General features: G+C 67.3%; 17 protein-coding genes. 14 read left to right on the top strand and 3 right to left on the bottom strand.

The genetic code is table 11. From position 1 onward, the window contains the following. Position 1 precedes the first annotated feature (1 nt). Complete coding sequence (locus ACWIDW_RS14515) at positions 2-1,660, top strand: amidohydrolase (RefSeq protein ID WP_454125970.1); 1,659 nt, start codon at positions 2-4, stop codon at positions 1,658-1,660. Positions 1,661-1,677: 17 nt separating this feature from the next. On the opposite strand, the gene ACWIDW_RS14510 is transcribed toward ACWIDW_RS14515, so the two are convergent. The 3 genes from ACWIDW_RS14510 to ACWIDW_RS14500 are packed head-to-tail and all read right to left on the bottom strand — an operon-like array spanning position 1,678 to position 4,820. Beyond that, positions 1,678-2,856, bottom strand: coding sequence for an acyl-CoA dehydrogenase family protein (locus ACWIDW_RS14510; protein WP_454125969.1), 1,179 nt, complete (start codon positions 2,854-2,856; stop codon positions 1,678-1,680). Further along, the gene (locus ACWIDW_RS14505; RefSeq protein ID WP_454125968.1) at positions 2,853-3,602 is read right to left on the bottom strand and encodes an alpha/beta fold hydrolase; all 750 of its coding nucleotides are present in this window, start codon (positions 3,600-3,602) and stop codon (positions 2,853-2,855) included. The genes ACWIDW_RS14510 and ACWIDW_RS14505 overlap by 4 nt, the downstream gene beginning before the upstream one ends. A gap of 9 nt (positions 3,603-3,611) precedes the next feature. Then, on the bottom strand, positions 3,612-4,820 hold the full coding sequence (locus tag ACWIDW_RS14500) for an MFS transporter (protein WP_454125967.1): 1,209 nt from the start codon (positions 4,818-4,820) through the stop codon (positions 3,612-3,614). Between the two features lie 376 nt (positions 4,821-5,196). Between ACWIDW_RS14500 and nrdH the strand changes: the two genes are divergently transcribed. The 13 genes from nrdH to ACWIDW_RS14435 all read left to right on the top strand — a co-directional run bounded on the left by nrdH (position 5,197) and on the right by ACWIDW_RS14435 (position 25,077). Then, the gene (nrdH, locus tag ACWIDW_RS14495; RefSeq protein ID WP_313355674.1) at positions 5,197-5,430 is read left to right on the top strand and encodes a glutaredoxin-like protein NrdH; all 234 of its coding nucleotides are present in this window, start codon (positions 5,197-5,199) and stop codon (positions 5,428-5,430) included. 66 nt (positions 5,431-5,496) lie between these two features. After that, positions 5,497-5,925 (top strand): class Ib ribonucleoside-diphosphate reductase assembly flavoprotein NrdI, encoded by a 429-nt coding sequence (gene nrdI, locus ACWIDW_RS14490; RefSeq protein ID WP_454125966.1) that lies wholly within the window; start codon positions 5,497-5,499, stop codon positions 5,923-5,925. Beyond that, entirely contained in the window at positions 5,907-8,066 is a 2,160-nt protein-coding gene (nrdE, locus tag ACWIDW_RS14485) for a class 1b ribonucleoside-diphosphate reductase subunit alpha (protein ID WP_454125965.1), read from the top strand. Before nrdI ends, nrdE begins: the two co-directional genes overlap by 19 nt. Before the next feature lie 42 nt (positions 8,067-8,108). Further along, positions 8,109-9,089 (top strand): class 1b ribonucleoside-diphosphate reductase subunit beta, encoded by a 981-nt coding sequence (gene nrdF, locus ACWIDW_RS14480; RefSeq protein WP_452322925.1) that lies wholly within the window; start codon positions 8,109-8,111, stop codon positions 9,087-9,089. 363 nt (positions 9,090-9,452) lie between these two features. Further along, positions 9,453-9,773 (top strand): putative quinol monooxygenase, encoded by a 321-nt coding sequence (locus tag ACWIDW_RS14475; RefSeq protein ID WP_454125964.1) that lies wholly within the window; start codon positions 9,453-9,455, stop codon positions 9,771-9,773. Between the two features lie 31 nt (positions 9,774-9,804). Further along, the gene (locus ACWIDW_RS14470; RefSeq protein WP_454125963.1) at positions 9,805-10,836 is read left to right on the top strand and encodes a sugar ABC transporter substrate-binding protein; all 1,032 of its coding nucleotides are present in this window, start codon (positions 9,805-9,807) and stop codon (positions 10,834-10,836) included. 4 nt (positions 10,837-10,840) lie between these two features. After that, positions 10,841-12,367 (top strand): sugar ABC transporter ATP-binding protein, encoded by a 1,527-nt coding sequence (locus tag ACWIDW_RS14465; protein WP_454125962.1) that lies wholly within the window; start codon positions 10,841-10,843, stop codon positions 12,365-12,367. Continuing rightward, positions 12,364-13,347 carry an ABC transporter permease gene (locus ACWIDW_RS14460; RefSeq protein WP_454125961.1) on the top strand — a complete coding sequence of 328 codons (984 nt, stop codon included), beginning with the start codon at positions 12,364-12,366 and terminating at the stop codon, positions 13,345-13,347. The genes ACWIDW_RS14465 and ACWIDW_RS14460 overlap by 4 nt, the downstream gene beginning before the upstream one ends. Before the next feature lie 102 nt (positions 13,348-13,449). Beyond that, positions 13,450-15,498 (top strand): hydantoinase/oxoprolinase family protein, encoded by a 2,049-nt coding sequence (locus ACWIDW_RS14455; RefSeq protein ID WP_454125960.1) that lies wholly within the window; start codon positions 13,450-13,452, stop codon positions 15,496-15,498. Between the two features lies 1 nt (position 15,499). Further along, the gene (locus tag ACWIDW_RS14450; RefSeq protein ID WP_454125959.1) at positions 15,500-17,206 is read left to right on the top strand and encodes a hydantoinase B/oxoprolinase family protein; all 1,707 of its coding nucleotides are present in this window, start codon (positions 15,500-15,502) and stop codon (positions 17,204-17,206) included. A gap of 171 nt (positions 17,207-17,377) precedes the next feature. Continuing rightward, positions 17,378-23,113, top strand: coding sequence for a metallophosphoesterase (locus ACWIDW_RS14445; protein WP_454125958.1), 5,736 nt, complete (start codon positions 17,378-17,380; stop codon positions 23,111-23,113). A 19-nt stretch (positions 23,114-23,132) separates the two neighbouring features. Further along, positions 23,133-23,759: a hypothetical protein gene (locus tag ACWIDW_RS14440; RefSeq protein WP_454125957.1), complete on the top strand. Its 627-nt coding sequence runs from the start codon at positions 23,133-23,135 to the stop codon at positions 23,757-23,759. Between the two features lie 286 nt (positions 23,760-24,045). Then, positions 24,046-25,077 (top strand): fatty acid desaturase family protein, encoded by a 1,032-nt coding sequence (locus ACWIDW_RS14435; protein WP_454125956.1) that lies wholly within the window; start codon positions 24,046-24,048, stop codon positions 25,075-25,077. Positions 25,078-25,219 lie beyond the last annotated feature (142 nt).

Raw genomic sequence — 25,219 nt, 5'->3', positions numbered from 1 at the left:
GATGACCCACGCAGACCTCGTGTTCACCGGCGGCGCCTACGGCGGCCGGGTGTTCGTCTCCGACGCGTCGCGCTCCCGAGCCGACGCCGTCGCCGTCCGCGACGGGCGGATCGTCGCGCTCGACCGGGCGGCGATCGCCCTGATCGGCCCCGGCACAGAGGTGGTCGACCTGGACGGCCGGATGCTGCTGCCGGGCTTTCAGGATGCCCACGTGCACCCGCTCTGGGGCGGCCTCGACATGCTGCGCTGCGACCTCGCCGAGCTGTCGAGTCAGGCCGCGTATCTGCAGCGGATCGCGGAGTACGCCGCCGGGCATCCGGACGACGAATGGGTGCTGGGCGGCGGCTGGCAGATGTCGGCCTTCCCCGGCGGCACGCCGACCGCGGCGGCCCTCGACCGGGTCGTGCCCGACCGGCCCGCCTTCCTGCCCAACCGCGACGGGCACGGCGCGTGGGTGAACTCGCGCGCGCTGGCCTTGGCGGGTATCACCCGCGACACCCCCGACCCCGACGACGGGCGGATCGAGCGGGATGCCTCGGGCAGCCCGTCCGGCACGCTGCACGAGGGCGCGATGACGCTCGTCAACCGGCTGCTGCCGGCCGAGCCGCACGAGCGGCTGCGGGAGGCGCTCGCCGTCGGTCAGCGGCACCTGCACTCGTTCGGGATCACGGCGTGGCAGGACGCCATCGTCGGCACGCAGTACAGCGATGCCGGAGACCCGCTGCCGGTGTACATCGCCGCCGATCGCGCCGGTGAGCTGACCGGGCGTGTTGTCGGGTCGCTGTGGTGGGACCGCACGCGCGGACTCGAGCAGATCGACGACCTCGTCGCGCTGCGCGAGAGCGCCGCCGGGGGACGCCGCTTCGCGGCGACGAGCATCAAGATCATGCAGGACGGCGTGGCCGAGAACTTCACCGCGTCGATGCTCGAACCGTACTGCGACGGCCACGGGCACCCCACCGAGAACGCCGGCATCTCGTTCGTCGACCCGGCGGTGCTGAACGAGGCGGCCGCACGGCTGGACGCGGTCGGCTTCACCCTGCACTTCCACGCGATCGGAGACCGGGCGGTGCGGGAGTGCCTCGACGCGGTCGAGACCGCGCTGCAGCGCAACGGGCCGCGCGGCAACCCGCACCACATCTCGCACATTCAGGTGGTGCATCCCGACGACGTGCCGCGCTTCCGCCGGCTCGGCGTGACCGCCAACATGCAGATGCTCTGGGCGACGCTCGAACCGCAGATGGTCGATCTCACCCTGCCGTTCCTCGGCGAGCGGCGCTCGAGCTGGCAGTACCCGTTCGGCGACCTGCTGCGCTCGGGGGCCGCGCTCGCCGCGGGCAGCGACTGGTCGGTGTCGACGCCCGATCCGATGGCGGCGATCCACACCGCGGTCAGCCGGCGCTCCGCCCCGTCGGAGTGGGAGGGCGACTACCCGCCGTTCCTGCCCGAGCAGGCCATCGATCTCGGCACGGCACTGCAGGCGTACACGGCCGGTTCGGCGCGGGTGAACAGCCTGCCCGAGACGGGGACGATCCGGGTCGGGATGCTGGCCGACCTCGCCCTGCTCGACCGTGACCCGTTCGAAGGCGAGCCGGAGCAGATCGGCGACACCCGGGTGCTCGGAACCTGGGTCGAGGGCGTGCGGGTGTTCGAGGCCTGATCCGCCCGGAGGGGCGTTCAGCCCTCGAGGGGGCCCAGCCAGGCCGAGGCTGCCGTCGAATGCGCCGACTCCGGATCCGAGGGGTGGAACATGCCGGCGAGCACATCCCGGTACAGCCGGGAGAGCTCGTTCGATGAGAAGTACGATCCGCCGCCGGCGACGAGCATCGCCTCGTCGACGACCTGCTTCGCCATCACGACGGCGCGGTGCTTGAGGCCCGACAGCAGGGTGAACCAGCGCGGACCGTGGTCGGCGAGCTCGTCGACGTCGCGCGCGAGGGCGGTGATCTGCGGCGGCAGGGCGTCGTACGCCAGCGCCATGTCGGCGATCCGCCACCGGATGTCGGGATCCTGGCTGTAGGGCCGCTGAACCGGTCCCTGAGCCCGTCGGAGGGTGGAGGTGCGCTTCTGCGCCGTCGCAACCGCGAGGTCGAGGGCGCGCCGCGCGATGCCGGTGTAGACCGAGGCGAGCAGGATCTCGAAGGCGCTGAAGATGCCGAACACGATCGGGTCGGGGTTCGGACCCGGATCGATCCGGCGCACCACGTGCTCGGGTGTGGCGATGGCGCCGTTCAGACGGGTGGTGCGACTCTGCGTGCCCCGCATGCCCAGGGTGTCCCAGTCATCGCTGGTGACGACGGCATCGGTGCGGTCGATGAACGCGAACACGAGCTTCGGGGCATCCGGGCTCGTCGTGTCGAGGCCGTGCAGACCGAGCTTGGTCCACACCGGAGCCAGGGAGGTGAAGATCTTCGTGCCCGTGAACGCATACCCGCCGTCGTTCTGCGGCACGGCATCCGTGTTGCTGCCGAACAGCACGAGATCGTTGCCGCCCTCGCTGATACCGAACGCGAACACCTCGCCCGCGACGGCGCCGTCCTGCACGAACTCCAGCCCCGGCACGCCGCGGTCGCTGAACACCTTCGCCACGCCCGTCCACACCAGGTGCATGTTGATCGCCAGCGCCGTGGCGGGGGCGGCCGAGGCGAGACGCTGCTGCAGCACCGCCGCCTCGGCGAGGCCGAGACCTGCGCCGCCGCGCTCGCGGGGGACGAGGATCGACAGGTAGCCTGCCTCGCGCAGCTCGTCGAGGTCGTGCTGCGGGAAGGTGTTCTCGCGGTCGTGCACCGCCGCACGCTCGCGGATGCGCTCGAGCAGGTCGTCGGGAAGATGGCGGGCAGGGTCGAATGCGCTCATGACAGGGCCTCCAGGATCTGCCGGATCGTCTCGTCGGGGCGATCGCGGTGGGGTGAATGTCCGGCGTCGGGCACGACCGACATGGTGATGCGCGGGTTCTCGAGCACCGAGGCGGCCAGCTCGCCGGTGAACAGGCTGTAGACCGTGGGGTCGGCGCCGACGATGTGGGTGGGGACGCCGAGCTGCGCGGCCTGTGCGCGCACGTCCCACGGCTGGTTCTGCACGCTGGTCTGCTCGACCGCCCACCGGCTCGCCCGCAGCACGGCATCGACCTTCAGCTCCACGTCCTGCGGATGCCAGTCGGGATGCTCCGCCCGCACCGACTCGACATCGGGCGAGGCGAAGGCGCGCTGCTGGCTGCGGCGGATGATCCCCTCGTCGCGTCCGGCGACGTGGATCGCCGGGTCGAGCAGCACGAGACGACGCGCCCACCCGGATGCCGTGGTCGCGGCGATCACGGTGCTCGCACCGCCCAGGGAATGACCGATCACGGCATCCCATTCGCGCCCGTCCGCCGGGCGGACGGCCGCCACGTCGGCGCCGTAGGCCGCGACCGAGTAGTCGAGCGCGCGGGGCGCGTCGCCGTGACCGCGCAGGTCGACGGCGGTGGCCTGCCATCCGGCATCCGCCAGTGCGGTGCCGATCCGCCACATCAGCGCGGCGGACGAACCGAGACCGTGGACGAGCAGGGCGCGGCGGGGGCCGTCGCCCCACACCAGACGGGGGAGTGTGAGCGGTGCGGGCACGCCACCAGCCTAGATCCGGGCGGTCTGGATCGGCTCGGTGTCGGGGTAGGGCGACGGGTCGCGGTGACGCAGATCGGGGAACGAGCGGACGAACACGACCGAGACCACGAAACCCACCAGGGCGAACAGCGCGGCCGCCAGGTAGGCACCGGTCGGGCCGGACTGATCGATCAGGATGCCGGCCACGGCCGAGCCTGCGGCGGCGCCGATCAGCTGGCCCGTGCCCGCCCAGCCGAACGCCTCCGCCGTCTCGCTGAACTTCACACTCGCGGTGGTGATCGCGAACAGCACGGCCAGGGCCGGCGCGATGCCGATGCCGGCCAGCACCAGCGTGCCGCCGAGCCAGAAGATGTTCAGCGACACCATCGTGAGACCCAGACCGACCGTCACGATCAGCAGGCGCCGGGCCATCGCCCACGGGCCGATCGGGATGTGCCCGAACGCCAGACCGCCGACCAGGCTGCCGACCGAGAAGACCGCGAGCACGAGGCCCGCCTCGAGTCCGCCATGGCCGAAGGTCGCCACGACGCCGACCTCGACCGCCGAGCAGGCGCCGATGAGCAGGAAGCCGATGACGGTGGCGAGCATGACCGGGGGCTTGAGCACCACGCGGCCGAACGCGCGGCGGCTGCGCGGGATGCGCACGCGACCGACTTCGGGTGAGAGGATGAACCACGCCCCGCCCAGAACGAGGATCGCCGCGACCAGCAGCAGGCCCTGCACCGTGCCGACCTGCGTCGAGACGACGGTGATCACCACCGGCGCCACGATCCAGATGATCTCCTGCAGGGAGGCGTCGAGGGAGAAGAGCGGGGTGAGCTGACCGGCGTTGACGAGCTTGGGGTAGATGGTGCGCACGGCCGCCTGCACCGGGGGAGTCGACAGTCCGGCGAGCAGCGCGAACACCATGTAGCCGGGAAGGCCGAGCGGGATCAGCGCGAGACACAGCACCGCCAGCACGCAGACGGCCAGGGTGAGCGTGAGCACCCGGCGCATGCCCCAGGCGCCCATCCAGCGGCTGGTGACGGGGCCGGCGACAGCCTGCCCGACGGAGGCGGCGGCGAGCACGATGCCGGCCGCGCCGTACGATCCGGTCTGCTGCTCGACATGCAGCAGGATCGCGAGACTGGTCATGCCGTTGGGGAAGCGCGCAACCAGCTGTGCGGCGATCATCCGCGCCACGCCGGGCGTGCGTAGAAGGTCCCGATATCCCGCCATCAGAAGAGATTATCGGGGGCGCGCGTCGCGGCGCGAGGCGGCCCGGCGGCGACACGCCGCGACACGCCGAGACCGCTTCTCCACAGGAAAACGGATGTCGGTGGCCCGGCGTACCGTCCTGCCTGTGGATGGATCCGGAAGGGGGTCACGAGAGCCGCGTGAATCCGCGGTCCGAGCGACCTGCAGAGCGGCCGCCGGCTGTGGAAGAAACGGTGGACAAGCTGTGTTGTATCTGGGGAGAGCAGTGGAAAACTACACGGATGTAACTACTACCCCTTGTGGTCGCTTCCAATGTCCGTCCCCATATGTAGTATTGAAGTCCCGGCGGAGGTCTGCCGGGAGAACCACCTGGAACAGAGGGGAATCAGACATCACCATGTCGATCACGGTCTACACCAAGCCTTCCTGCGTGCAGTGCAACGCGACCTACCGCGCCCTCGACGCCAAGGGCATCGAATACCAGATCACCGACCTCTCCGAAGACGCATCGGCGCTCGAGCAGGTCAAAGCGCTCGGCTACATGTCAGCACCCGTCGTGGTCACCGACGACGGACACTGGTCGGGCTTCCGTCCCGACAAGATCGACGAGCTCGCAGCCCGTCTCGCCTAGGAGTCCTTCGGCGGCGCTCAGGAACCGCCCTTCGACGGCGCTCAGGAAACGGGGTGAACTGTGAACATGGTCGCGACCGCGGTGCCGCTCCTGGTCTACTTCTCGAGCGCGTCCGGCAACACCGCACGATTCATCGAGAAGCTCGGCCTTCCCGCCCGCCGCATCCCTCTGCACCGCGCCGAGGAGCCGCTCGTCATCGACGAGCCGTTCGTGCTCGTCACCCCGACGTACGGGGGCGGGCAAGGGCGCGGTGAAGAGAAGGGCGCCGTGCCCAAACAGGTCATCCGGTTCCTCAATGACGAGCACAACCGGCGCCACATCCGCGGGGTCATCTCCGCGGGCAACACGAATTTCGGCGAGTCGTTCTGCCTCGCCGGAGAGATCATCAGCCGCAAGTGCGACGTGCCCCACTTGTATCGCTTCGAGGTATTCGGCACACAGGACGACGTGGATCGCGTGAGCGACGGATTGGAACGATGGTGGAAGCGACAGTGACAGAGGCAGTCGAGTTCAAGATGAACCCTGCGTACGAGGGGCTCGACTATCACGCCCTCAACGCGATGCTCAACCTGTACGACGCGAACGGCAAGATCCAGTTCGACGCCGACAAGCGCGCCGCACGCGAGTACTTCCTGCAGCACGTCAACCAGAACACGGTGTTCTTCCACTCCCTCAAGGAGCGCCTCGACTACCTCGTCGAGAAGCAGTACTACGAGGGCGCCGTCATCGACCAGTACTCGTTCGACTTCATCCAGAAGCTCAACGACCTCGCGTACTCGAAGAAGTTCCGCTTCGAGACCTTCCTCGGCGCGTTCAAGTACTACACGAGCTACACGCTGAAGACCTTCGACGGCAAGCGCTACCTCGAGAGGTTCGAGGACCGCGTCGTGATGACCGCGCTCGCGCTCGCCGAGGGCGACGAGCAGGTCGCCATCGACCTCGTCGAGGAGATCATCTCGGGCCGCTTCCAGCCCGCCACCCCCACCTTCCTCAACGCCGGCAAGGCGCAGCGCGGTGAGCTCGTCAGCTGTTTCCTGCTGCGCATCGAAGACAACATGGAGTCGATCGCCCGCGGCATCAACTCGTCGCTGCAGCTGTCGAAGCGCGGCGGCGGTGTCGCCCTGCTGCTGTCGAACATCCGCGAATCGGGCGCACCGATCAAGCAGATCGAGAACCAGTCATCCGGCATCATCCCCGTGATGAAGCTGCTCGAAGACAGCTTCAGCTACGCCAACCAGCTCGGAGCCCGTCAGGGCGCGGGTGCGGTGTACCTCAACGCGCACCACCCCGACATCATGCGCTTCCTCGACACCAAGCGTGAGAACGCCGACGAGAAGATCCGCATCAAGACGCTCTCGCTGGGTGTCGTCGTGCCCGACATCACGTTCGAGCTCGCCAAGAAGGGCGAGGACATGTACCTGTTCTCGCCGTACGACGTCGAGCGCGTCTACGGCGTGCCGTTCGGTGACATCTCGGTGAGCGAGAAGTACCACGAGATGGTCGACGACTCGCGCATCAAGAAGACGAAGATCAACGCGCGCGAGTTCTTCCAGACCCTCGCCGAGATCCAGTTCGAGTCGGGCTACCCGTACATCATGTTCGAGGACACGGTGAACAAGGCGAACCCGATCAAGGGCCGCATCAACATGTCGAACCTGTGCAGCGAGATCCTGCAGGTGAACACGCCGACCACGTACAACGACGACCTGTCGTACGACCAGATCGGCAAGGACATCTCGTGCAACCTCGGCTCGATGAACATCGCTCTGGCGATGGATGCCGATGACCTGGGCAAGACCGTCGAGACCGCGATCCGCGCGCTGACCGCCGTCAGCACGCAGAGCCACATCAACTCGGTGCGCTCGATCGAGGACGGCAACGACCGCTCGCACGCCATCGGCCTCGGCCAGATGAACCTGCACGGCTACCTCGCCCGCGAGCGCGTCTTCTACGGTTCGGAAGAGGGCATCGACTTCACGAACATCTACTTCTACACCGTGCTGTTCCACGCGCTGAAGGCGTCGAACACGCTCGCCATCGAGCGCGGGCAGACCTTCGACGGCTTCGAGGACTCGACCTACGCGTCGGGTGAGTTCTTCGACAAGTACATCGACCAGGCCTGGGTGCCCGCGACCGAGAAGGTCAAGGAGCTCTTCGCCGGCCACCACATCCCCACGCAGCAGGACTGGGCGGCGCTGAAGGACAGCATCCAGCAGCACGGCATCTTCAACCAGAACCTGCAGGCGGTGCCGCCCACCGGCTCGATCTCGTACATCAACAACTCGACGTCGTCGATCCACCCGATCGCGTCGAAGGTCGAGATCCGCAAGGAGGGCAAGCTCGGCCGCGTGTACTACCCGGCGCCGTTCATGACGAACGACAACCTGGAGTACTACCAGGATGCGTACGAGATCGGCTACGAGAAGGTCATCGACACGTACGCCGCCGCCACGCAGCACGTCGACCAGGGCCTGTCGCTGACGCTGTTCTTCAAGGACACCGCCACCACCCGTGACATCAACAAGGCGCAGATCTACGCATGGCGCAAGGGCATCAAGACGATCTACTACATCCGTCTGCGTCAGCTCGCCCTCGAGGGGACCGACATGTCCGAGTGCGTCAGCTGCATGTTGTAATTGCCTTCTGATCAGGCTTTTTTCTAGAACAGGATTGGTGGAATGACTCCGTCTCCCAAGCTCACGCTGATCGACCACGTGCAGGCGATCAACTGGAACCGCATCGAGGATGAGAAGGACCTCGAGGTGTGGAACCGCCTCGTGAACAACTTCTGGCTTCCCGAGAAGGTGCCGCTGTCGAACGACGTGCAGTCGTGGAACACGCTCACCCCCGACGAGCAGCTGATGACCATGCGCGTGTTCACGGGGCTGACCCTGCTCGACACGATTCAGGGCACCGTCGGCGCCGTGTCGCTGATCCCCGATGCGATCACGCCGCACGAGGAGGCGGTGTACACGAACATCGCGTTCATGGAGTCGGTGCACGCGAAGAGCTACTCGTCGATCTTCTCGACCCTGTGCTCGACGAAGGAGATCGACGAGGCCTTCCGCTGGTCGGTTGAGAACCAGAACCTGCAGAAGAAGGCGCAGATCATCGTCGACTACTACCGTGGCGATGACCCGCTCAAGCGCAAGGTGGCCTCCACCCTGCTCGAGTCGTTCCTGTTCTACTCGGGCTTCTACCTGCCGATCTACTGGTCGTCGAAGGCGAAGCTGACGAACACGGCCGACCTGATCCGCCTGATCATCCGCGATGAGGCCGTGCACGGCTACTACATCGGCTACAAGTACCAGAAGGGCCTCGAGAACGAGACCGAAGAGCGCCGTCAGGAGCTGAAGGACTACACCTTCAACCTGCTGTTCGAGCTCTACGAGAACGAGGTGCAGTACACGCAGGACCTCTACGACTCCGTCGGCCTGACCGAGGACGTCAAGAAGTTCCTGCACTACAACGCCAACAAGGCCCTGATGAACCTCGGCTACGAGCCGATGTTCCCCTCGACCGTCACCAATGTGAACCCGGCGATCCTCTCTGCTCTGTCGCCGAACGCCGACGAGAACCACGACTTCTTCTCGGGGTCAGGCTCGTCGTACGTGATCGGCAAGGCCGAGGCCACCGAAGACGACGACTGGGACTTCTGACGATTCTCCATCACAGCGCCGGCCCCTGACCCGGCGAAGGCCTCTGATCGAAGCTCCTCGAGAGCGCTCGGTCAGAGGCCTTCTTCGTGGGCGCGCGGCTGGATGCCCGGGGCCCGAGGGCCTCGGGCATTTCGCAGCTCACGCCGCATCGGTCGCTCTGCGAGCCGGACCGGATTCACAGCGCGCCGGTGCGCCATACCGGATTCCACGATCTTGCACATCTCAACTGAGCGATAAAGTGCGAAACGCACAAATCGTGCCCTAGCGGGGAGAGATAATTCATGGAACGGCGGCGCGGATGCCGCACATCGCAGGCGCGGCGGTGCCTTCGAGACGATCGAGACAATGGAGTAGCGAGACCTGATGATTCGTTCAGTCCTGACCCTGCACACGTCACCAGCGCAGGCGGATTCCGTGTTGGAGCTGTACCGTCGCGAGGCGATTCTGCAGGAATCGCTCGACCTGACCCGTGCCATCAGCTCGGAGATCGCCACCGCTGTCGACGGCTCAGGCGAGATCATCGTGACGGCCGTGTGGCCCGATGAAGCCGCGTACCAGGAGTGGCTCGATCACCCGAATCGCGGACGCACCGCCCCAGAGCTGTCTGCGCTGCTCGCCGATGCCCGGATCGGGGTCGGCCGGCTGTACGAGGTCGACCACCGCGTATCCAGAACCAAGATCTGACCCCTCCGACCCCTCACGAAAGAAGAATGCAATGACGCACCTCCCACGGATAATCGCCGGCGCCGGCGTGCTCGCGCTCGGTGTCTCCCTCGCCGCCTGCAGTGCCGACGGCGGAGGGAGCGGTGATGGCGACCGCTTCTCGATAGTGTTCCTCGCAGCCTCGTCGCAGAACGGCTACAACCAGGCCGTGTTCGAGGGAGTGCAGAACAAGGCGAAGGAGCTCGAGAAAGAGCTCGGTATCAGCATCGCGACCAAGATCCAGGACGGTCAGTTCGACGCCAATACGCAGCTGTCCCAGCTGCAGAACGCCGGGACGACCGGCCAGGCGAGCGGTGTCATCGTCGTGCCGCAGGACGGGCCGGGCCTCGCCGCAGCGTTCCCGCTGGGCAACGACATCCCCGTCGTCTCCGTACTGAACCCGATCGGGCCCGACATCGACAAGATGGAGCCGCAGACCGCCGGGGTCGTGTCGACCGTGGCCTCGTCGCCCTCCGCGGGGGCCGAGCACCAGGCGGAGAGCGTCGTCGAGTACTGCAAGGACATCGATCCCTGCAAGATCGGTCTGCTGGCGGGCCTTCTGAACTCGCCGCTCGACGTCGCACGCATCAAGGCGTGGAAGGACGTCCTCGGCCCGCACGACAACATCGAGATCGTCGGCACCGTCGAGGGCGCCTACGATCGCGACAAGTCGCTGACGGCGGTGTCGAACCTGCTGCAGGCGAATAAGGACATCAACGGCATCCTCAGCAACGCCGACCAGCAGACGGCGGGCGCGCAGATCGCGCTCGAGAACGCGGGCATCGATCCGTCGTCGGTCTTCCTCACCGGCGGGGGCGGCACCGAAGAGGCAGTGCAGGCGGTTCGCGACGGGAAGTGGACGAACGCGTACCTCAACTACCCGGTGAGCATGGGAGAGGCTGCGCTCGAGCAGCTGATCAACAAGCTGCGCGGCGAGAAGGTGCAGGCAGTCGTCGACGCGGACACCCTGGTCGACATCCCGACGATAGCGACCAAGGAGGACCTCGATGCCGTGCCCGAGTTCACCGGCGAATGGAACGGGTGATCCGATGCGGGAATCCGAGATGGGCCCGGTTCTCCTCGAGCTGCGCGGAGTGGACAAGCGATTCGGCGCGACCCAGGCTCTCGACGGCGTCTCTCTCGAGATCCGCGGCGGGGAGATCCATGCGCTCGTCGGCGAGAACGGCGCGGGCAAGTCGACTCTGGGAAAGGTGATCGCGGGCGTCTATGCCGCGGATGAGGGCGACGTCGTAGTCGACGGAGCGCCGGTTGACCGATGGAATCCGGGCATCGCCCAGCGACGTGGGGTGGCGATGATCGCGCAGGAGCTCGCGCTCGTGCCCGACCTGACGGTCGGTCAGAACGTGTTCCTCGGCGCGGAGGATCACCGTTTCGGCGTCGAGCGGCGCAACATCGCAGAGCGTTTCGCTGCGCTCGATGCACAGATCGGATTCGGTCTCGACCCGAGGCAGAAGGTGCGTGACCTGCGCATCGCCGACCAGCAGAAGGTCGAGATCCTCCGAGCCCTCGCCCGCGATGCGCAGATCATCGTGATGGACGAGCCGACCTCATCGCTCACCGCGCACGAGATGGCACAGCTCGAGGAGCTGATGCGGACCCTGCGGGACCGAGGCTGCTGCGTGATCTACGTCTCTCACTTCCTCGACTCGGTGCTCGGCGTCGCCGACCGGATCACCGTCATGCGGGACGGTCGGCGGATCGAGACCGTCGACGCGGCATCGGTGTCCAAGCACGACCTCGTGACCTCGATGCTGGGCCGGGAGATGGTGCAGGCATACCCGGATCGTCCGCCACGGCCCGAACCGGTGGATCCGCTCCTCTCGGTGCGGGAGCTGCGTACGGATACGGGCGTCGAGCAGATGAGCTTCGATGTGCGTCCCGGTGAGATCGTCGGCCTGCTCGGTCTCGTCGGCAGCGGGCGCACGGAGTGCCTGCGTGCGGTGTTCGGCATGGACCGAGTCGTCTCGGGAGAGATCCGATTCGACGGCCGCTCCTGGGTCGGCCGCACGCCGAAGGATTCCATCGACGCGGGGCTGGTGCTCGTCTCGGAGGACCGCCATAAAGACGGCCTACTCCTGCAGCGATCGGTGCGCGAGAACATCGGCCTCTCGAGCCTGCCCACCCGATCGCGCGGCGGGATCGTCGATCGCAGGAGCGAGAAGCGCACCGCTCGGGAACTCGCGGAAGCACTCGAGATCCGCCCGCCTGACATCGAGCTGCCGGTCGGATGGTTCTCGGGCGGCAACCAGCAGAAAGCTCTGCTGGGCAAGGCGCTCGCGGCCGATCCCAAGCTGATCATCCTCGACGAGCCGACCCGCGGCGTCGACGTCGGCGCGAAGCGGACCATCTACGAGCTCATCGTCCGCCTTGCGGCGAGAGGGATCGGCGTGCTGCTGATCTCGTCCGAGCACGAGGAGATCATGGAGCTGGCACATCGCGCTTATCTGGTCTCCGACGGCCAGACCTTCGGGGAGATCATTCCCGAGCAGACCACCGTGGAGGACGTTCTGTTCCGACTCTTCCACGTGACCAACGGAGAGGAGTCGGCAGCGTGACCGAAGCCGCAAACACCACAGTGACGCGCACACGCGCAAACAGGAAGTTCTCGATCAAGGAGCTCGCCATCGAGTATGCGGTGCTGCTGCTGCTCGCCGTCGTGCTCGTGGCGCTCGCCATTCTGTCGCCGTCATTCTTCACGTTCGGCAACATCGTCAACATCCTGAACCAGAACGCACCGCTCGTCATCATCGCGGCGGCCGGCACCTTCGTGATCATCTCCGGCAACTTCGACCTGTCGACCGGTGCGATATACAGCGTGGCCGGAGTCGTGGCCGCGTGGCTCGCGGTGACCACCGAGAACGTCGTGCTCGCCCTCGTAGCGGGCCCTCTGATCGGCATGCTCCTCGGGGCGTTCAACGGCACGGTCATCACACGCCTGCGGGTGCACTCGTTCCTCGCGACGCTCGCGTCTTCGATGATCTTCACCACGATCGCCGTGCTCATCACCGGCGGCAGCCTCATCACGGTGACCACCCCCGGCTTCACCGCACTGGGGCGCGACCGCGTCGGCGGCATCTTCGTCGCCGTGCTCGTGATGATCGTCGTCGTGGCGATCCTCTGGTTCGTGCTCTCGCGGACGCTGTTCGGACGGCACGTCTACGCCGTCGGCGGTAACGCCGAGGCGGCTGAGCTCTCCGGCATCCACGTGAATCGCACGCGCATCCTCGTCTTCGTGATCAGCGGTCTCGCGGCCGGCACAGCCGCGGCGATCGGTGTCTCGCGGATCGCATCCGGGCAGCCGCTTGCAGGCGCCGGGCTCGAGCTGAGCGCGATCGCCGCAGTGATCCTCGGCGGCACGAGCATCTACGGCGGCATCGGCGCGGTCTGGCGATCGGTGGCCGGCGTCTTCCTCATCGCGCTGATCGGCAACGGCTTCGACCTGCTGAACCTGAACCCGCAGCTCAAGGACATGGTGACCGGCTTCATCATCCTCGCGGCGGTCGGCCTCGCCGCAGCCGGGCGAGACAAACGCTAGAACCGCCACCTCCCCTGCAGCTCCGCCGGAAATGGCCCGGGTCACCCCGGGTCTCCGCGGGCTGCCCGAAAACCAACGATCCCTCATGGAAGGACCCCTGCAATGTCCGAGAACGTCCGAATCGCCATCGACGTCGGAGGCACATTCACCGATGTGGTGAAACTCGTGCCCGACACCGGCGAGCTCCGCTTCGAGAAGGTGCCGACCACACCGAGCGAACCGACGGCGGGGGTGCTCGCCGCCTTCGAGAAAGCCGACGCCGACCCCGCCCTGGTCTCGACGTTCAACCACGGCAGCACCCTGGGCCTGAACTCACTGCTGACCCGCACGGGCGCGCGTATCGCGACTATCGCGACGCGCGGCTTCCGAGACGTCTACCTGCTCGGGCGCACCGACCGCAGGGTGATGTACGACATCGCCTACCGCAAACCGGAGGCGCTGCTCGAGCGGTACGACACCTTCGAGGTGACCGAGCGCAGCATGTTCGACGGCTCGGTCGCGACGCCTTTCGACGACGACGACGCCCGCGAGGTCGCTCGTGAGATCCTTCGTCGCGGGTACGACGCGGTGGCGGTCGCCTTCCTGCACGCCTACGCGAACCCCGCGCACGAGCTGCTCATGCGCGAGATCCTCGCGGAGGAGGCGCCGGGCGTCGAGATCACCCTGTCGCATGAGCTCTCGCGTGAATACCGCGAGTACGAGCGCACCAGCACTGCCGTGCTGGACGCCTACATCAAGCCGATCATGCGCAGCTACCTGAAGGCGCTCGAAGGCGAGTTGGAACGGCGCGGTTTCGACGGACGCTTCCTCATGTCGCGCTCGGGCGGAGGGGCGATGACCGCGTCTTCCGCACGCGAGCAGCCCGTGAACCTGATCCTCTCCGGTCCTGCCGGCGGTGTCGTCGGCGCCGCCGCCTTCGCGAAGCTGATCGACAGGCCCAACCTCATCACGATCGACATGGGCGGCACCAGCCTCGACGCGTCGCTGGTGCAGGACGGCAGCCCCGTCCTCTACCACGGCGCGGAGTTCGAGGGACTTCCCATCAACACGCCCTCCCTCTACATCCACACGATCGGCGCCGGCGGGGGGTCACTCGGCTACCTCGACGAAGCCGGCGCCCTGCAGGTCGGACCGAAGAGCGCCGGCGCCATGCCCGGACCGGCCGCGTACGGCCGTGGCGGAACGGAGCCCACGTTCACCGATGCCGCGCTCGCCATCGGCTACCTCGGGACGGACACTCCGCTCGGCGGTGAGCTCACGCTCGACCGCGAGAAGTCGCTGACGGCGCTCCGCCCGATTGCCGAGGAACTCGGGCTCAGCGTCACCCAGCTGGCGCGCGGGATGGTGAAGATCTCGAACACCAAGATCATGGGCGCGGTGCGCGCGATCACCATCGAGCTCGGTCACGACCCCAAGGACTTCTCCCTGCTGTCATTCGGCGGCGGCGGGGGACTCGTCGCGGTCGACGTGGCGCGTGAGCTGGGCATCCCCGAGGTGATCGTGCCGCCGGGGCAGGGGGCGTTCTCAGCGCTCGGGATGCTGATGGCCGACGTGCAACACGACTACTCGCGCACGAGCCTGCAGGCTCTGGACGAGCTCGACGCCGATGCGGCCGATGCGCTCTACGCAGGTATGGAGGCGGAGGCGCGCGAGACGCTGCGTGCCGAGGGATTCGACGACGACAGCATGCTCTTCCACCGGGTCGTCGCCGTGCGGTACTCCGGCCAGGAGCACGCGGTCACGGTCGATTACCCCGAGAACAGCACGGACCCCCGAGAGGCCATCCGCTCGGAGTTCGACCGTCTGCACCTGCGCCAGTACGGCCACACCATGGACGATCCGATCGAGACGACGACGCTGCGCCTCGGCGCGGTCGGCATCGTCGACAAGCCGGATCTTCCGAAGGCGATGCGCCGTCCGGAAGGCGAAGCACCCGAGCTGCGAACGCGCACGGTCGTGCTCGACGGCGACGAGACCGCGGAGTACGCCCTGGTCTCGCGTGAGGAGCTCATGGCCGGCGACGTCATCGAAGGGCCCGTGGTCGTGACCGAGCACACGGCGACCACTGTGCTGCACGCCGGCGACCGACTCGAGGTCGGTGCTTACGGCGAGCTCATCATCTCGATCCAGTACGCGAAGAAGGGGGCCTGACGTGGCCGACGCCATCACCACCGAAATCATCAGGCACGGCCTGCTGGCCGCCGCCGAGGAGGTCGCGCGCAACCTGTGCCGCACCGCCTACAACACCGTGGTCTACGAGATCCACGACTACGGCATCGGGATCCACGACGCCAACGGAGACGTGGTCGCGGACGCGCCGGGTATCGCGGTGTTCACCAGGGGCAACGATGCCGGCATCAAGCACTCGATCGAGTTCCTCGGCCGTGATGCGATGGAGCCCGGTGACGTCTTCATCATCAACTTCCCGTACTGGTCGAGCGCCCACACTCTCGATCCGCTCGTCTTCGCCCCGATCCACGTGGACGACGAAATGATCGGGTTCGCCTCCTGCCGTGTGCACGTGACCGACCTGAATCAGAAGGATCCGGGCTACGTGCTCGACTCGACCGATCGCTCGCAGGAGGGGCTCATGCTGCCCGCCTCGAAGCTGTACCGCCGGGGCGAGCGGAACGACGATGTGTTCAACATCATCCGATTCAACAGCCGCATGCCCAAGCACACGATCGGCGACATCCAGGCGCAGGTGTCGGCGTGCGTGACGGGCGTGCGCCGCACGCAGGAGCTCGCGGACAAGTACGGCGTCCGAACGCTCACCCAGGCGATGGTGACCATCAACGAGCACGGTGAGAAGCTCGCCAGGCTCGCGCTCGCCAAGCTGCCCAAGGGCACCTGGAGCGCGGTCGACTACGTCGATGACGACGGCATCAACAAGGACGACCTCGTCAAGCTCCAGTGCACCGTGACGGTCACGGACGAGGAGATGGTGGTCGACTGGACTGGCAGCGCCGAGAACGTCGAGGGCCCCATCAACCTGCCGCCGGGCCAGACCGAGGCGCTGTCGAGCCTCATCTTCAAGTCGCTCACGACTCCGGACTCCCCGGTCGTCGCGGGCAACTTCGCCCCGTTGAGGGTGGTCACGGTGCCGGGGTCGGTCATGCACGCCGTGTCGCCTATGCCGACATTCACCCTCTGGACAGGTCTGCTCGCGGGCGAGGTCATCCTTAAGGCTCTGGCACAGGGCATGCCGGAGCTGGTTCCCGCCTGCTCGGGCGGTGACGTGTGCTCGATGATGGGCCTCGGAGTCAACCCACGCACCGGTGAGCCGTGGCAGGAGGCGACCAACGAGGCGGTCGGCTTCGGCGGCACCGCGCGCCACGATGGCGAGGACGGGATCATGCATCTATCAGAGCCTGGCTGCCGGAACAACCCTGTCGAGGTGCTCGAGGCGAAGTCGTCGATGATCATCGATCACTACGGCTACCGCCCCGACACAGGCGGCGCTGGTGAGCAGCGGGGTGGCGTGGGCGTGAGCCGCTCGTACCGCTTCACCGCCCCCGCCACCGGGATCTGCCTGGTCTACAAGACGAAGACCGAGCCGTGGTCCATCGCCGGCGGGTCGGAGGGCAAGCCGAACCGGATCGTGCTGAACCCCGGAACCGACCGCGAGGTCATTCAAGGCGGCAGCTACAACCGACTGGAAGCAGGCGACGTCCTCGTCAACCAGACCGGTGGAGGGGGCGGCTACGGCGATCCGTTCCGCCGGGACCCTGCCGCGGTCGCGAATGACGTGCGTAACGGGTTCGTGTCACGAGGGGCTGCAAAACGGGACTACGGGGTGGTCGTCGCGTCCGACTTCAGCATCGACGAGGCCGCGACCGCAGCGATCCGCGGCCGCTGAGTCAACGAAGGCGGTGCGCCCCGGAACACGGGGCACACCGCCTTCGCGTTCGCCGACTGCGACGACTCGCGACATCCGGGTGGCGTCGGCCATGCCCGATACTCCCTGCGTTAAGGAGATGTTCGCCGAGCCGCTCCCTGTCGTTGCCCGGCCGACCCTACGGTCGGTCGGGTGCGTGCCAGACGGAAGTCTCCCCCCTCGTCCCTTTCCTCCCGCTCCCTCCGCGGCGTCGCCCTGGCGACCGCGGTCGGCGTCGGTGTCACTCTGCTGACTCCGATCGGCGCTCATGCCGCAGACGGCACGTCGGTCGACGGCACTGACCCCCACCCGGTCTTCCTGGGCAAGACTCACTACACCGGTGAGTTCCACTCCCACACCGCGATCAGCGACGGCGTGCAGCAGCCGGACGACGCGTACGCGTACGTAGCGGCGAACACCAACGTCGACTTCTTCTCGGCGAGCGAGCACGACGTGACCATGGACGTGCGCTCGGCCGACGACTGGATCGATGACCACGGCAAGGCCCGCTCGGAAGAGTGGAAGCACTTGAAGAATGGAGCAGAGCGGCACAACGCCGGCGGTTCCAGCGACCTCGTGGCCGTGCCCGGCGAAGAGGTCACCTGGTATGACGCCTCCGGTCACATCAACCTCTTCGACGCCGAGTGGTTCGTCACCGCACCCGGCTACGTGCGCGGATCGGGTGACAACCTCGGCGGTGTCTTCTCGCCGGGCGACTACATGTACGACCTGCCCACCTTCTACGCGAGGCTCGCACTCGACCCCGATGTCATCGGCCAGTTCAACCACCCGTCGCCGACCGGCAAGGGCAACTTCGGCGGCTTCGCGCACCTCACCCCCGAGGCGGACGCCCACATGTCGCTGTTCGAGCACAAGGGTCCGGGGTACGACGCTCAGTGGCAGCTGGCGCTCGACAACGGCTGGCACGTCGCTCCCGTCTTCAACGGCGACGAGCACAGCGCCAACTGGGTGACCTCGAACCCGGCGCTGACCGGTGTGTGGGCGGAGGAGAAGAGTCTCGACGGCGTGCACGCGGCGATGCGTGATCGCAGCATGTACTCCACCCTCGACGAGAACGCACTACTGGCATTCAGCGGAAACGATCAGATGATGGGATCGATCCTTCCCGCCGACACGGCGCGCCTGGACGTCGACATCCGCGTCGCCGATCCCGATGCCACAGATTCGTTCACCAAGGTTCAGGTGATCGGCAACAAGGGCGCCGTCGCACACGATTTCGGGCAGATCACGGGCAACGTGCATGAGCTGACGGCGACCATAGACGTGCGCGACGGCGACTACTACTTCGTCAAGGCCATGCAGGCGGACGGTGCACAGCTCGTCTCCGCGCCCATCTGGATCGGCGAGAAGGTGCGCGACGCGAACTACGCCCCGCAGATCAGCGTGAAGGGGAAGGCGCCGACCAGCGCGGGCGAGGGGGACCGTGTCGTGATCCCGAGCTTCACCGCAGCGGACGATTCAGGAACCGCGCCGCGAACGACAGTAGAGGTCTACAACTCGCAGCACCGTCTTCCCGTCGCCGACGGAGCATTCACGGTAGAGGGCCTGGACGATCACTTCATCGTGATCAAGGCGACCGATGACAAGGGCAGCACCGCGGCGAGTGTGCACCGCATCCAGATCGATGCGACTGAACTGAACCCGGAGAGCGTCTTCCGTCACTTCGGCACGGTGGCGACGGTCGGGGCAAAGCCCGGCGATGCGGGCCTGAGCGTCGCGACCGACCTGGCGGTGGAGAAGACGTGGGCGCAGATCCGTCCGACCGACGCCTGGTTCGGCGCAGGCACCACCGCGATCGCCTCGACGAACAGCCGGGTCTTCGAAGTCGATTCGATCGCCACGGAGGCCGACACCTACCTCGACAGCATCACCGCTCACGCCCTGCGCAGCCACGAGTTCGATCTGACCGGCCTTGACGCCGGACGCCGCTACGAATACCGATTCGGGGTCAGCGAGAACGGACCCTGGACCGACGTGCGCGGAGAGTTCGTCGCGGGAGGCGAGAAGGATGCCCCGGTGTACGTGCTGGGAGACGTGCAGGTCAACTCGGGGGATGCCGCCGACTTCCGTCTGCCGGTGAAGATGCTGGAGCAGCTTCAGGAGCAGCGTGCGGGTGGTGAGACGGTGATCCAGGTCGGCGACCTCGTCGACAACGGCGGTAACGCATCCCAGTGGGCATCGACCTTCCAGCACACGCTGGCGCCGATCGACCTGCAGTTCGCGTCGATGGTCGGCAACCACGAGACCTACGGCGACCGCGAGGTCAACACCGTGCTCTCGACGGAGCGCAGCCGCATCTTCTCCTCCATGTTCAACCTGCCCAAGAACGGCAGCGCCGTAGGCGAGAGCAACTACTCCTTCGACCGCGGCAGCATCCACTTCTCGGTGCTGAACTCCAACTACGACCTCGACACCCAGCTCGCCTGGCTCGTCGACGACGTGCGAGGAAGCGAAGCGCAATGGAAGGTCGTCATGGGACACTTCCCCTACTACGGCGGTCGACACAGCAGTGACGCGGGCATGTCGATCGCGCGAGCGAAGATCACCCGCACGCTCGCGCAGCTCGGCGTCGACCTGCACATCGGCGGGCACGACCATGTATACAAGCGCAGCACCATCCTCGACGGCGCATTGGTGACCGACGAGGCACAGCGTGACCTCGGCACGACCTTCGTGACCATGGGCTCCAGTGGACCGAAGTTCTACGACAACCAGGTGCAGTGGTGGGACGACACCGTCTACGACGAGAACATCCAGACCGGTCTCGTGCTCGAGGCCGCGGGCGACAAGCTGCAGGCGCGGGTCTACACGATCGACGGCGAGCTCGTCGACGAGTTCGCTGTGGCCGAGCCCGAGGGGCTCCTCCGTGTCACCTCTCACGAGCTGGGTGACGGTGGGCTGGCCGAGGTGGGCATTCTCAGCACCACGGGTGCGCCCGCGGACGCTGTGGTCGTCGCCGCCGCCTACGACCTCTCCGGCGAGGCACTGGTCGACGTGCGCACGGCCGACATCGAGGTGCGGCGCACAGGTACCGAACAGGTGGTGCGTTTTCTGAGCCCGCTGCCGGTCCGCTCCGACACGACCGTGCGCCTGTTCGTCTGGGATCGCCTCGCCAGTGGGAGAGTGCTGACCGAACCCGTGCTTGTGCGCGAAGGCATGCCGGGGGCGGGAACCGCAGAAAGCCCTTACGAGCTGCGAGCCTGGAGCGACGTGGAGAAGATCAGGCAAGACCCCGCTGCGCACTACGCGCTCATGAACGATCTCGAGTTGGACGACACCGAGCGGACGCAGATCGGTGCGGGCGCCACGCCGTTCACTGGCGTCTTCGACGGCCGCGGGCACTCCGTACGCGGGTTCCGGGCGGAACCGAACAGCGGAGCGGGGCTCTTCCAGACCAACGACGGCATGATCCGCGATCTTGCTGTCGTCGACGCCGACATCACGACGACCGTGGGCACCGCGGGCATTCTCGCCGATGTCAACAACGGAACCATCGAACGCGCCTGGACAACCGGCTCAGTGCACGCGCCGTCGCGCGCAGGGGGACTGGTCGGTGACTCGTCGGGGACCATCAGGGACAGCTACTCGACAGCACGGGTGCGGGTGTCCGGCACCGAGTCGGGAGGTGTGATCGGGGTGGCCCTCGGCGGCTCTCTGACGGAGAACGTGTACGCCGCCGGCCCGGTCGCCGCGGACACGCGAAACACCGGGGGTGTCGTGGGGTATGGCTACAACGAGACCGTGATCCGCAATGCGATGGCGCTCAACCCCGCCGTCACCGCGCCGGGATACGCCCACGCGGTGCTCGGGCGTGTGCTCGGCGGCAACGCGGCGACGCTCGAGAACAACCATGCCTCAGCGGATGCGTTCGTTTCGGCCCAGTCGCTGACCGACCCGCCGGCAGCTGACAACCTCAAGGGCGCGACAGTGCCCGGGGACGTCGCGCGCACCGCCGCTCACTTCGCTGCGACCCTCGGATGGGACCTCGAGACCATCTGGGAGTGGAACGCCGACGCCGGCCGCCCCGTGCTGCGCTCGAACCCCGAGGTGTATGAACGGCCGCAGCCGGAGCTTCCCGTCAACGCCGAGGGCTACTTCGAGCTGTCGACAGCCGAGCAGCTTGCGTTGATGGACGACTTCCCCAGCGAGAAGTTCATTCTCACCGCCGACATCGACCTCCACGGACGACCTCTCGGCAAGCTGGCCGAGACGGTGCCGTTCACCGGTGAGCTGCACGGCGCAGGCCACGTGATCTCCGGCCTGCGCTCCGACTCGGGCGGTCTGTTCGGGCTGAGCAGCGGGCGAATCCACGACCTTGGCGTGGAAGGCGCCGAGGTGACCGCCACCAAGCCACGCGCTGGCATCCTGGTCGACGTCAACAACGGCACCGTCGAGCGGGTCTACACGAGCGGATCCATCTCGGGCCCGAGCCGGATCGGCGGCCTGCTGGGCGATTCAAGCGGCGTGCTGCGCGATGCGTACACCTCGGCGACGGTGAGCGCGTCGAGCACCGAGGCGGGGGGAGCGGTCGGTATCGCGCTGGCGGGGTCGCTCTCTGAGCGGGTGGTCGCCTCGGGCACAGTTTCGGCGGCGCTGCGCAACACCGGCGGTGCGTTCGGATACGCGTACACCGGCACCGAGATCCGAGACTCGCTCGTCACGGCGCCGACCGTCACGGCCCCGAGCTGGGCTCACCGTGTGCTCGGTCGCGTGCTCGCCGGAAACACCGCGACGCTCTCGAACAACTGGGCGTCGGCTGTCACAACCGCCACGGTGGCTACCGACCTCACCGCTCCTGCTGCCGACAACCTCCACGGTGCCACGGCCTCCGAGGCTGACCTCAGCGGGCCGGCGTTCTACCACGGTATGCTCGGCTTCGATCGCGCGGTCTGGCAGTGGAGTGCGAGCAACGTGCGCCCCCTGCTGCGCGGGATCGGTGAGTCCAGAGGGCTCGGGGCCGATGACGAGCAGTCGCCGCAGATCCCCACGGGCCCGGCGCTGCCGCAGGCGGAGGACGGTGCCTACCTCGTCGACGACGCCGCCGACTTCGTCGATATCGCCGCCTTCCCCGGCGAGCGATTCCGATTGACGGAGGACCTCGATCTCTCCGCCACCGCGATCCGTGTGACGAGTCCGTTCACGGGCGAGCTCGACGGCGCCGGGCACCGGATGACCGGGTACCGGTCGACCGAAGGAGGGGTCTTCGCCGAAGTACGCGGCACAGTGCGGCGGGTGATGCTGGTCGACGCACACGTCGAATCGGGTCGAACCGACGTGGGGCTGCTGGCCGACCGCGTCTCCGAGACGGGTCTGCTCGCCGAGGTCGGGACGACCGGATCTGTCAGCGGCGCGGCCACGGTGGGCGGGCTGGTCGGCAACTCCGCCGGCACGGTGCAGGACGCGTTCTCGGAGGCAACGGTGACAGCGGTGTCCGGGCGCCAGGCCGGGGGCATCGTCGGCATCGCCGGGCGCGGCAGCACCACCCGACGCGTGTACGCCGCAGGAGAGGTGAAAGCAGCGGTCAATCAGAACGCCGGTGGGATAGCGGGGTACGCGTACGCCACCACCACGGTCTCGCAGTCGGTCGCTCTCAACCCGTCGGTGAGCGCCACCGCGCATGCGTCGCGGGTCGTCGCGCGAGAACTGGGCACGGAGAAGGCCACCCTGATAGACAACCTCGCCGTCGACTCGATGGCGGTCGCCGGTCAGAGCGTGACGGACGAGGGCCGCGGCACGCGAAACGGGGAGACCATCACCAGCGCGGCAGCGATGGACCAGAGCACCTACGTGGCCATCGGCTGGGACTTCGGGCGGGTATGGAGCTGGGATGCCACCGCATCCCGGCCAACCCTGTCGAACGCCCGATGACGAGACCAGGAGAACAGAAATGAACAAGAACACCATCAGCGCGGCATGCGCGATCGGACTCGCCGGACTGTTCGTGCTCGGCACCGCCGCGTCGGCGGGCGCAGTCGAGCACGAGGCCTCATCGAGCGACGGCGTCGCCACGATCCGCATCGCCTACGGATCCGAGTTCGCCGAGCACCGGGCCAGCGTGCTCGTGCTGGACGCCGAGGCTGATCCGAACGCGCCCCGTCAGGACGACATCGCCTTCGTCACCGAGGTCGTGGCGGATGCGGACGGAACGGCGCAGCTGCGGGTGCAGCTGCCCCGCGACCTGGACTACTGGCTGGCGAGCACCGTGGACGGCGGTGAGCGGTACGTGGCCAGGCTCGACGCAAGCGGGGGCGGCGATGGCGGGGGCGACGGCGATGGCGGCGGCGGTGGCGGCGACGGCGGCGGCGACGGCGGAAGCGACGGAGGGAACCACGGCGGCGGCACCGATGTGGACGCGGGCGGTCGCGGCCCTGGCTCAGGCCCCGACCACGCGTCCGAGAGCGACCTCGCCACGACCGGGGTGCCCGCCTGGATCCTGCCCGGTGGACTTCTTCTCGCGGCAGCGCTCGGCGCGGCCGGGCTGGGCCTGAGGCGCGCGGGCTTTCGAGTCGAGTGAGAGATCGAGCACCGGTGGCGTCCGTCGGCAGCAGCGGATGGCGCCGGTGCTCGTCACTCTGTGCGGGGTCTGCGCAGCGCGACGACACATGCCTTCCGTCGCATATCGACCCGCGTAGCGTGGGCACCAGCGATCGGCATCCGCCCTTGGCTTCCTCAGCTCAAGGGCTTCCGATCGACAGGAGAAGATCATCACTTCCACACGAATCGACGCTCACGTCGACCCAGGCACGGCCACCCTCGGACGCATTCGTCAGACGTATTCGGGCACAGCGGAGTTCCCGCCGATGGCGCACGCCTACAAGCAGGTGTCGCAGGTCGTCCGCGAGACCGGGCTTCTCAGGCGCGCAACCTGGTTCTACATCGCGGTGGCGGCGGGCATCGTGCTCGCCCTCGGCGGAGCCATCACCGGATTCATCCTGCTCGGCGACAGCTGGTTCCAGCTGCTCATCGCCGCGGCGCTGGGCATCATCTTCACGCAGATCGCCTTCCTCTCCCATGAGGCGGCGCACCGGCAGATCCTGAGCTCGGGGCCGGCGAACTTCAAGCTCGCCCGCATCCTCGCGGGCAGCATCGGCATGAGCTACTCGTGGTGGGATTCGAAGCACACCAAGCACCACGGCAACCCGAACCAGGTCGGCAAGGACCCCGACATCGAGGTCGACACGATCTCCTTCCTCGACGAGGATGCCGCGAAGTCCCGGGGCCTGATCCGACTGATCACCCGCAAGCAGGGCTGGCTGTTCTTCCCCCTGCTCACCCTCGAGGGCCTGAACCTGCACTACATCGGGCTGAAGCACCTCTTCACGAAGAAGAAGGTCAAGGGCCGCTGGACCGAGCTCGGCATCATCGCCGTCCGCTTCGCGATCCTCCTGATCCCGGTCTTCATGATGCTGCCGCTCGGCATGGCATTCGCGTTCATGGGCGTGCAGCTGGCAGTGTTCGGCGTCTACATGGGGGCGTCGTTCGCGCCGAACCACAAGGGGATGCCGATCATCGAGCCGAACGCGCGTCTGGACTTCTTCTCGAAGCAGGTGCGCACCTCGCGCAATATCCGCGGCGGCTGGTGGGCGACCGCGCTGATGGGCGGCCTGAACTACCAGGTCGAGCACCACCTGTTCCCGAGCATGCCGCGTCCGCACCTGTCGAAGGCGCGCGAGATCGTGCGCGACTACTGCGCGTCGAACAATGTGCCGTACACCGAGACCAGCCTCGGTCGCTCGTACGCGATCGTGATCGAGTACCTGAACCGGGTCGGGCTCGCGGCCGGCGCCGATCCGTTCGACTGCCCCGCGGCCACCAGCTTCCGCCGCGCCTGACCCGTCGTCGCGGCGCGCGCCTGACGCGCGGCCGCGCCTGAGGCGCTGGCGCCTCGGGCTTCGCGGGTGTGGACGTGTGACGAAACGGGGGCCGACACGCCAGATGTCGGACGCATCGTGAAGAAGCGTCCGACATCTGGCG

This window comes from Microbacterium sp. NPDC055312, from assembly GCF_053645675.1.
The sequence above is the reverse complement of the archived record's forward strand: the minus strand, read 5'-3'. Positions and strand labels throughout refer to the sequence as shown.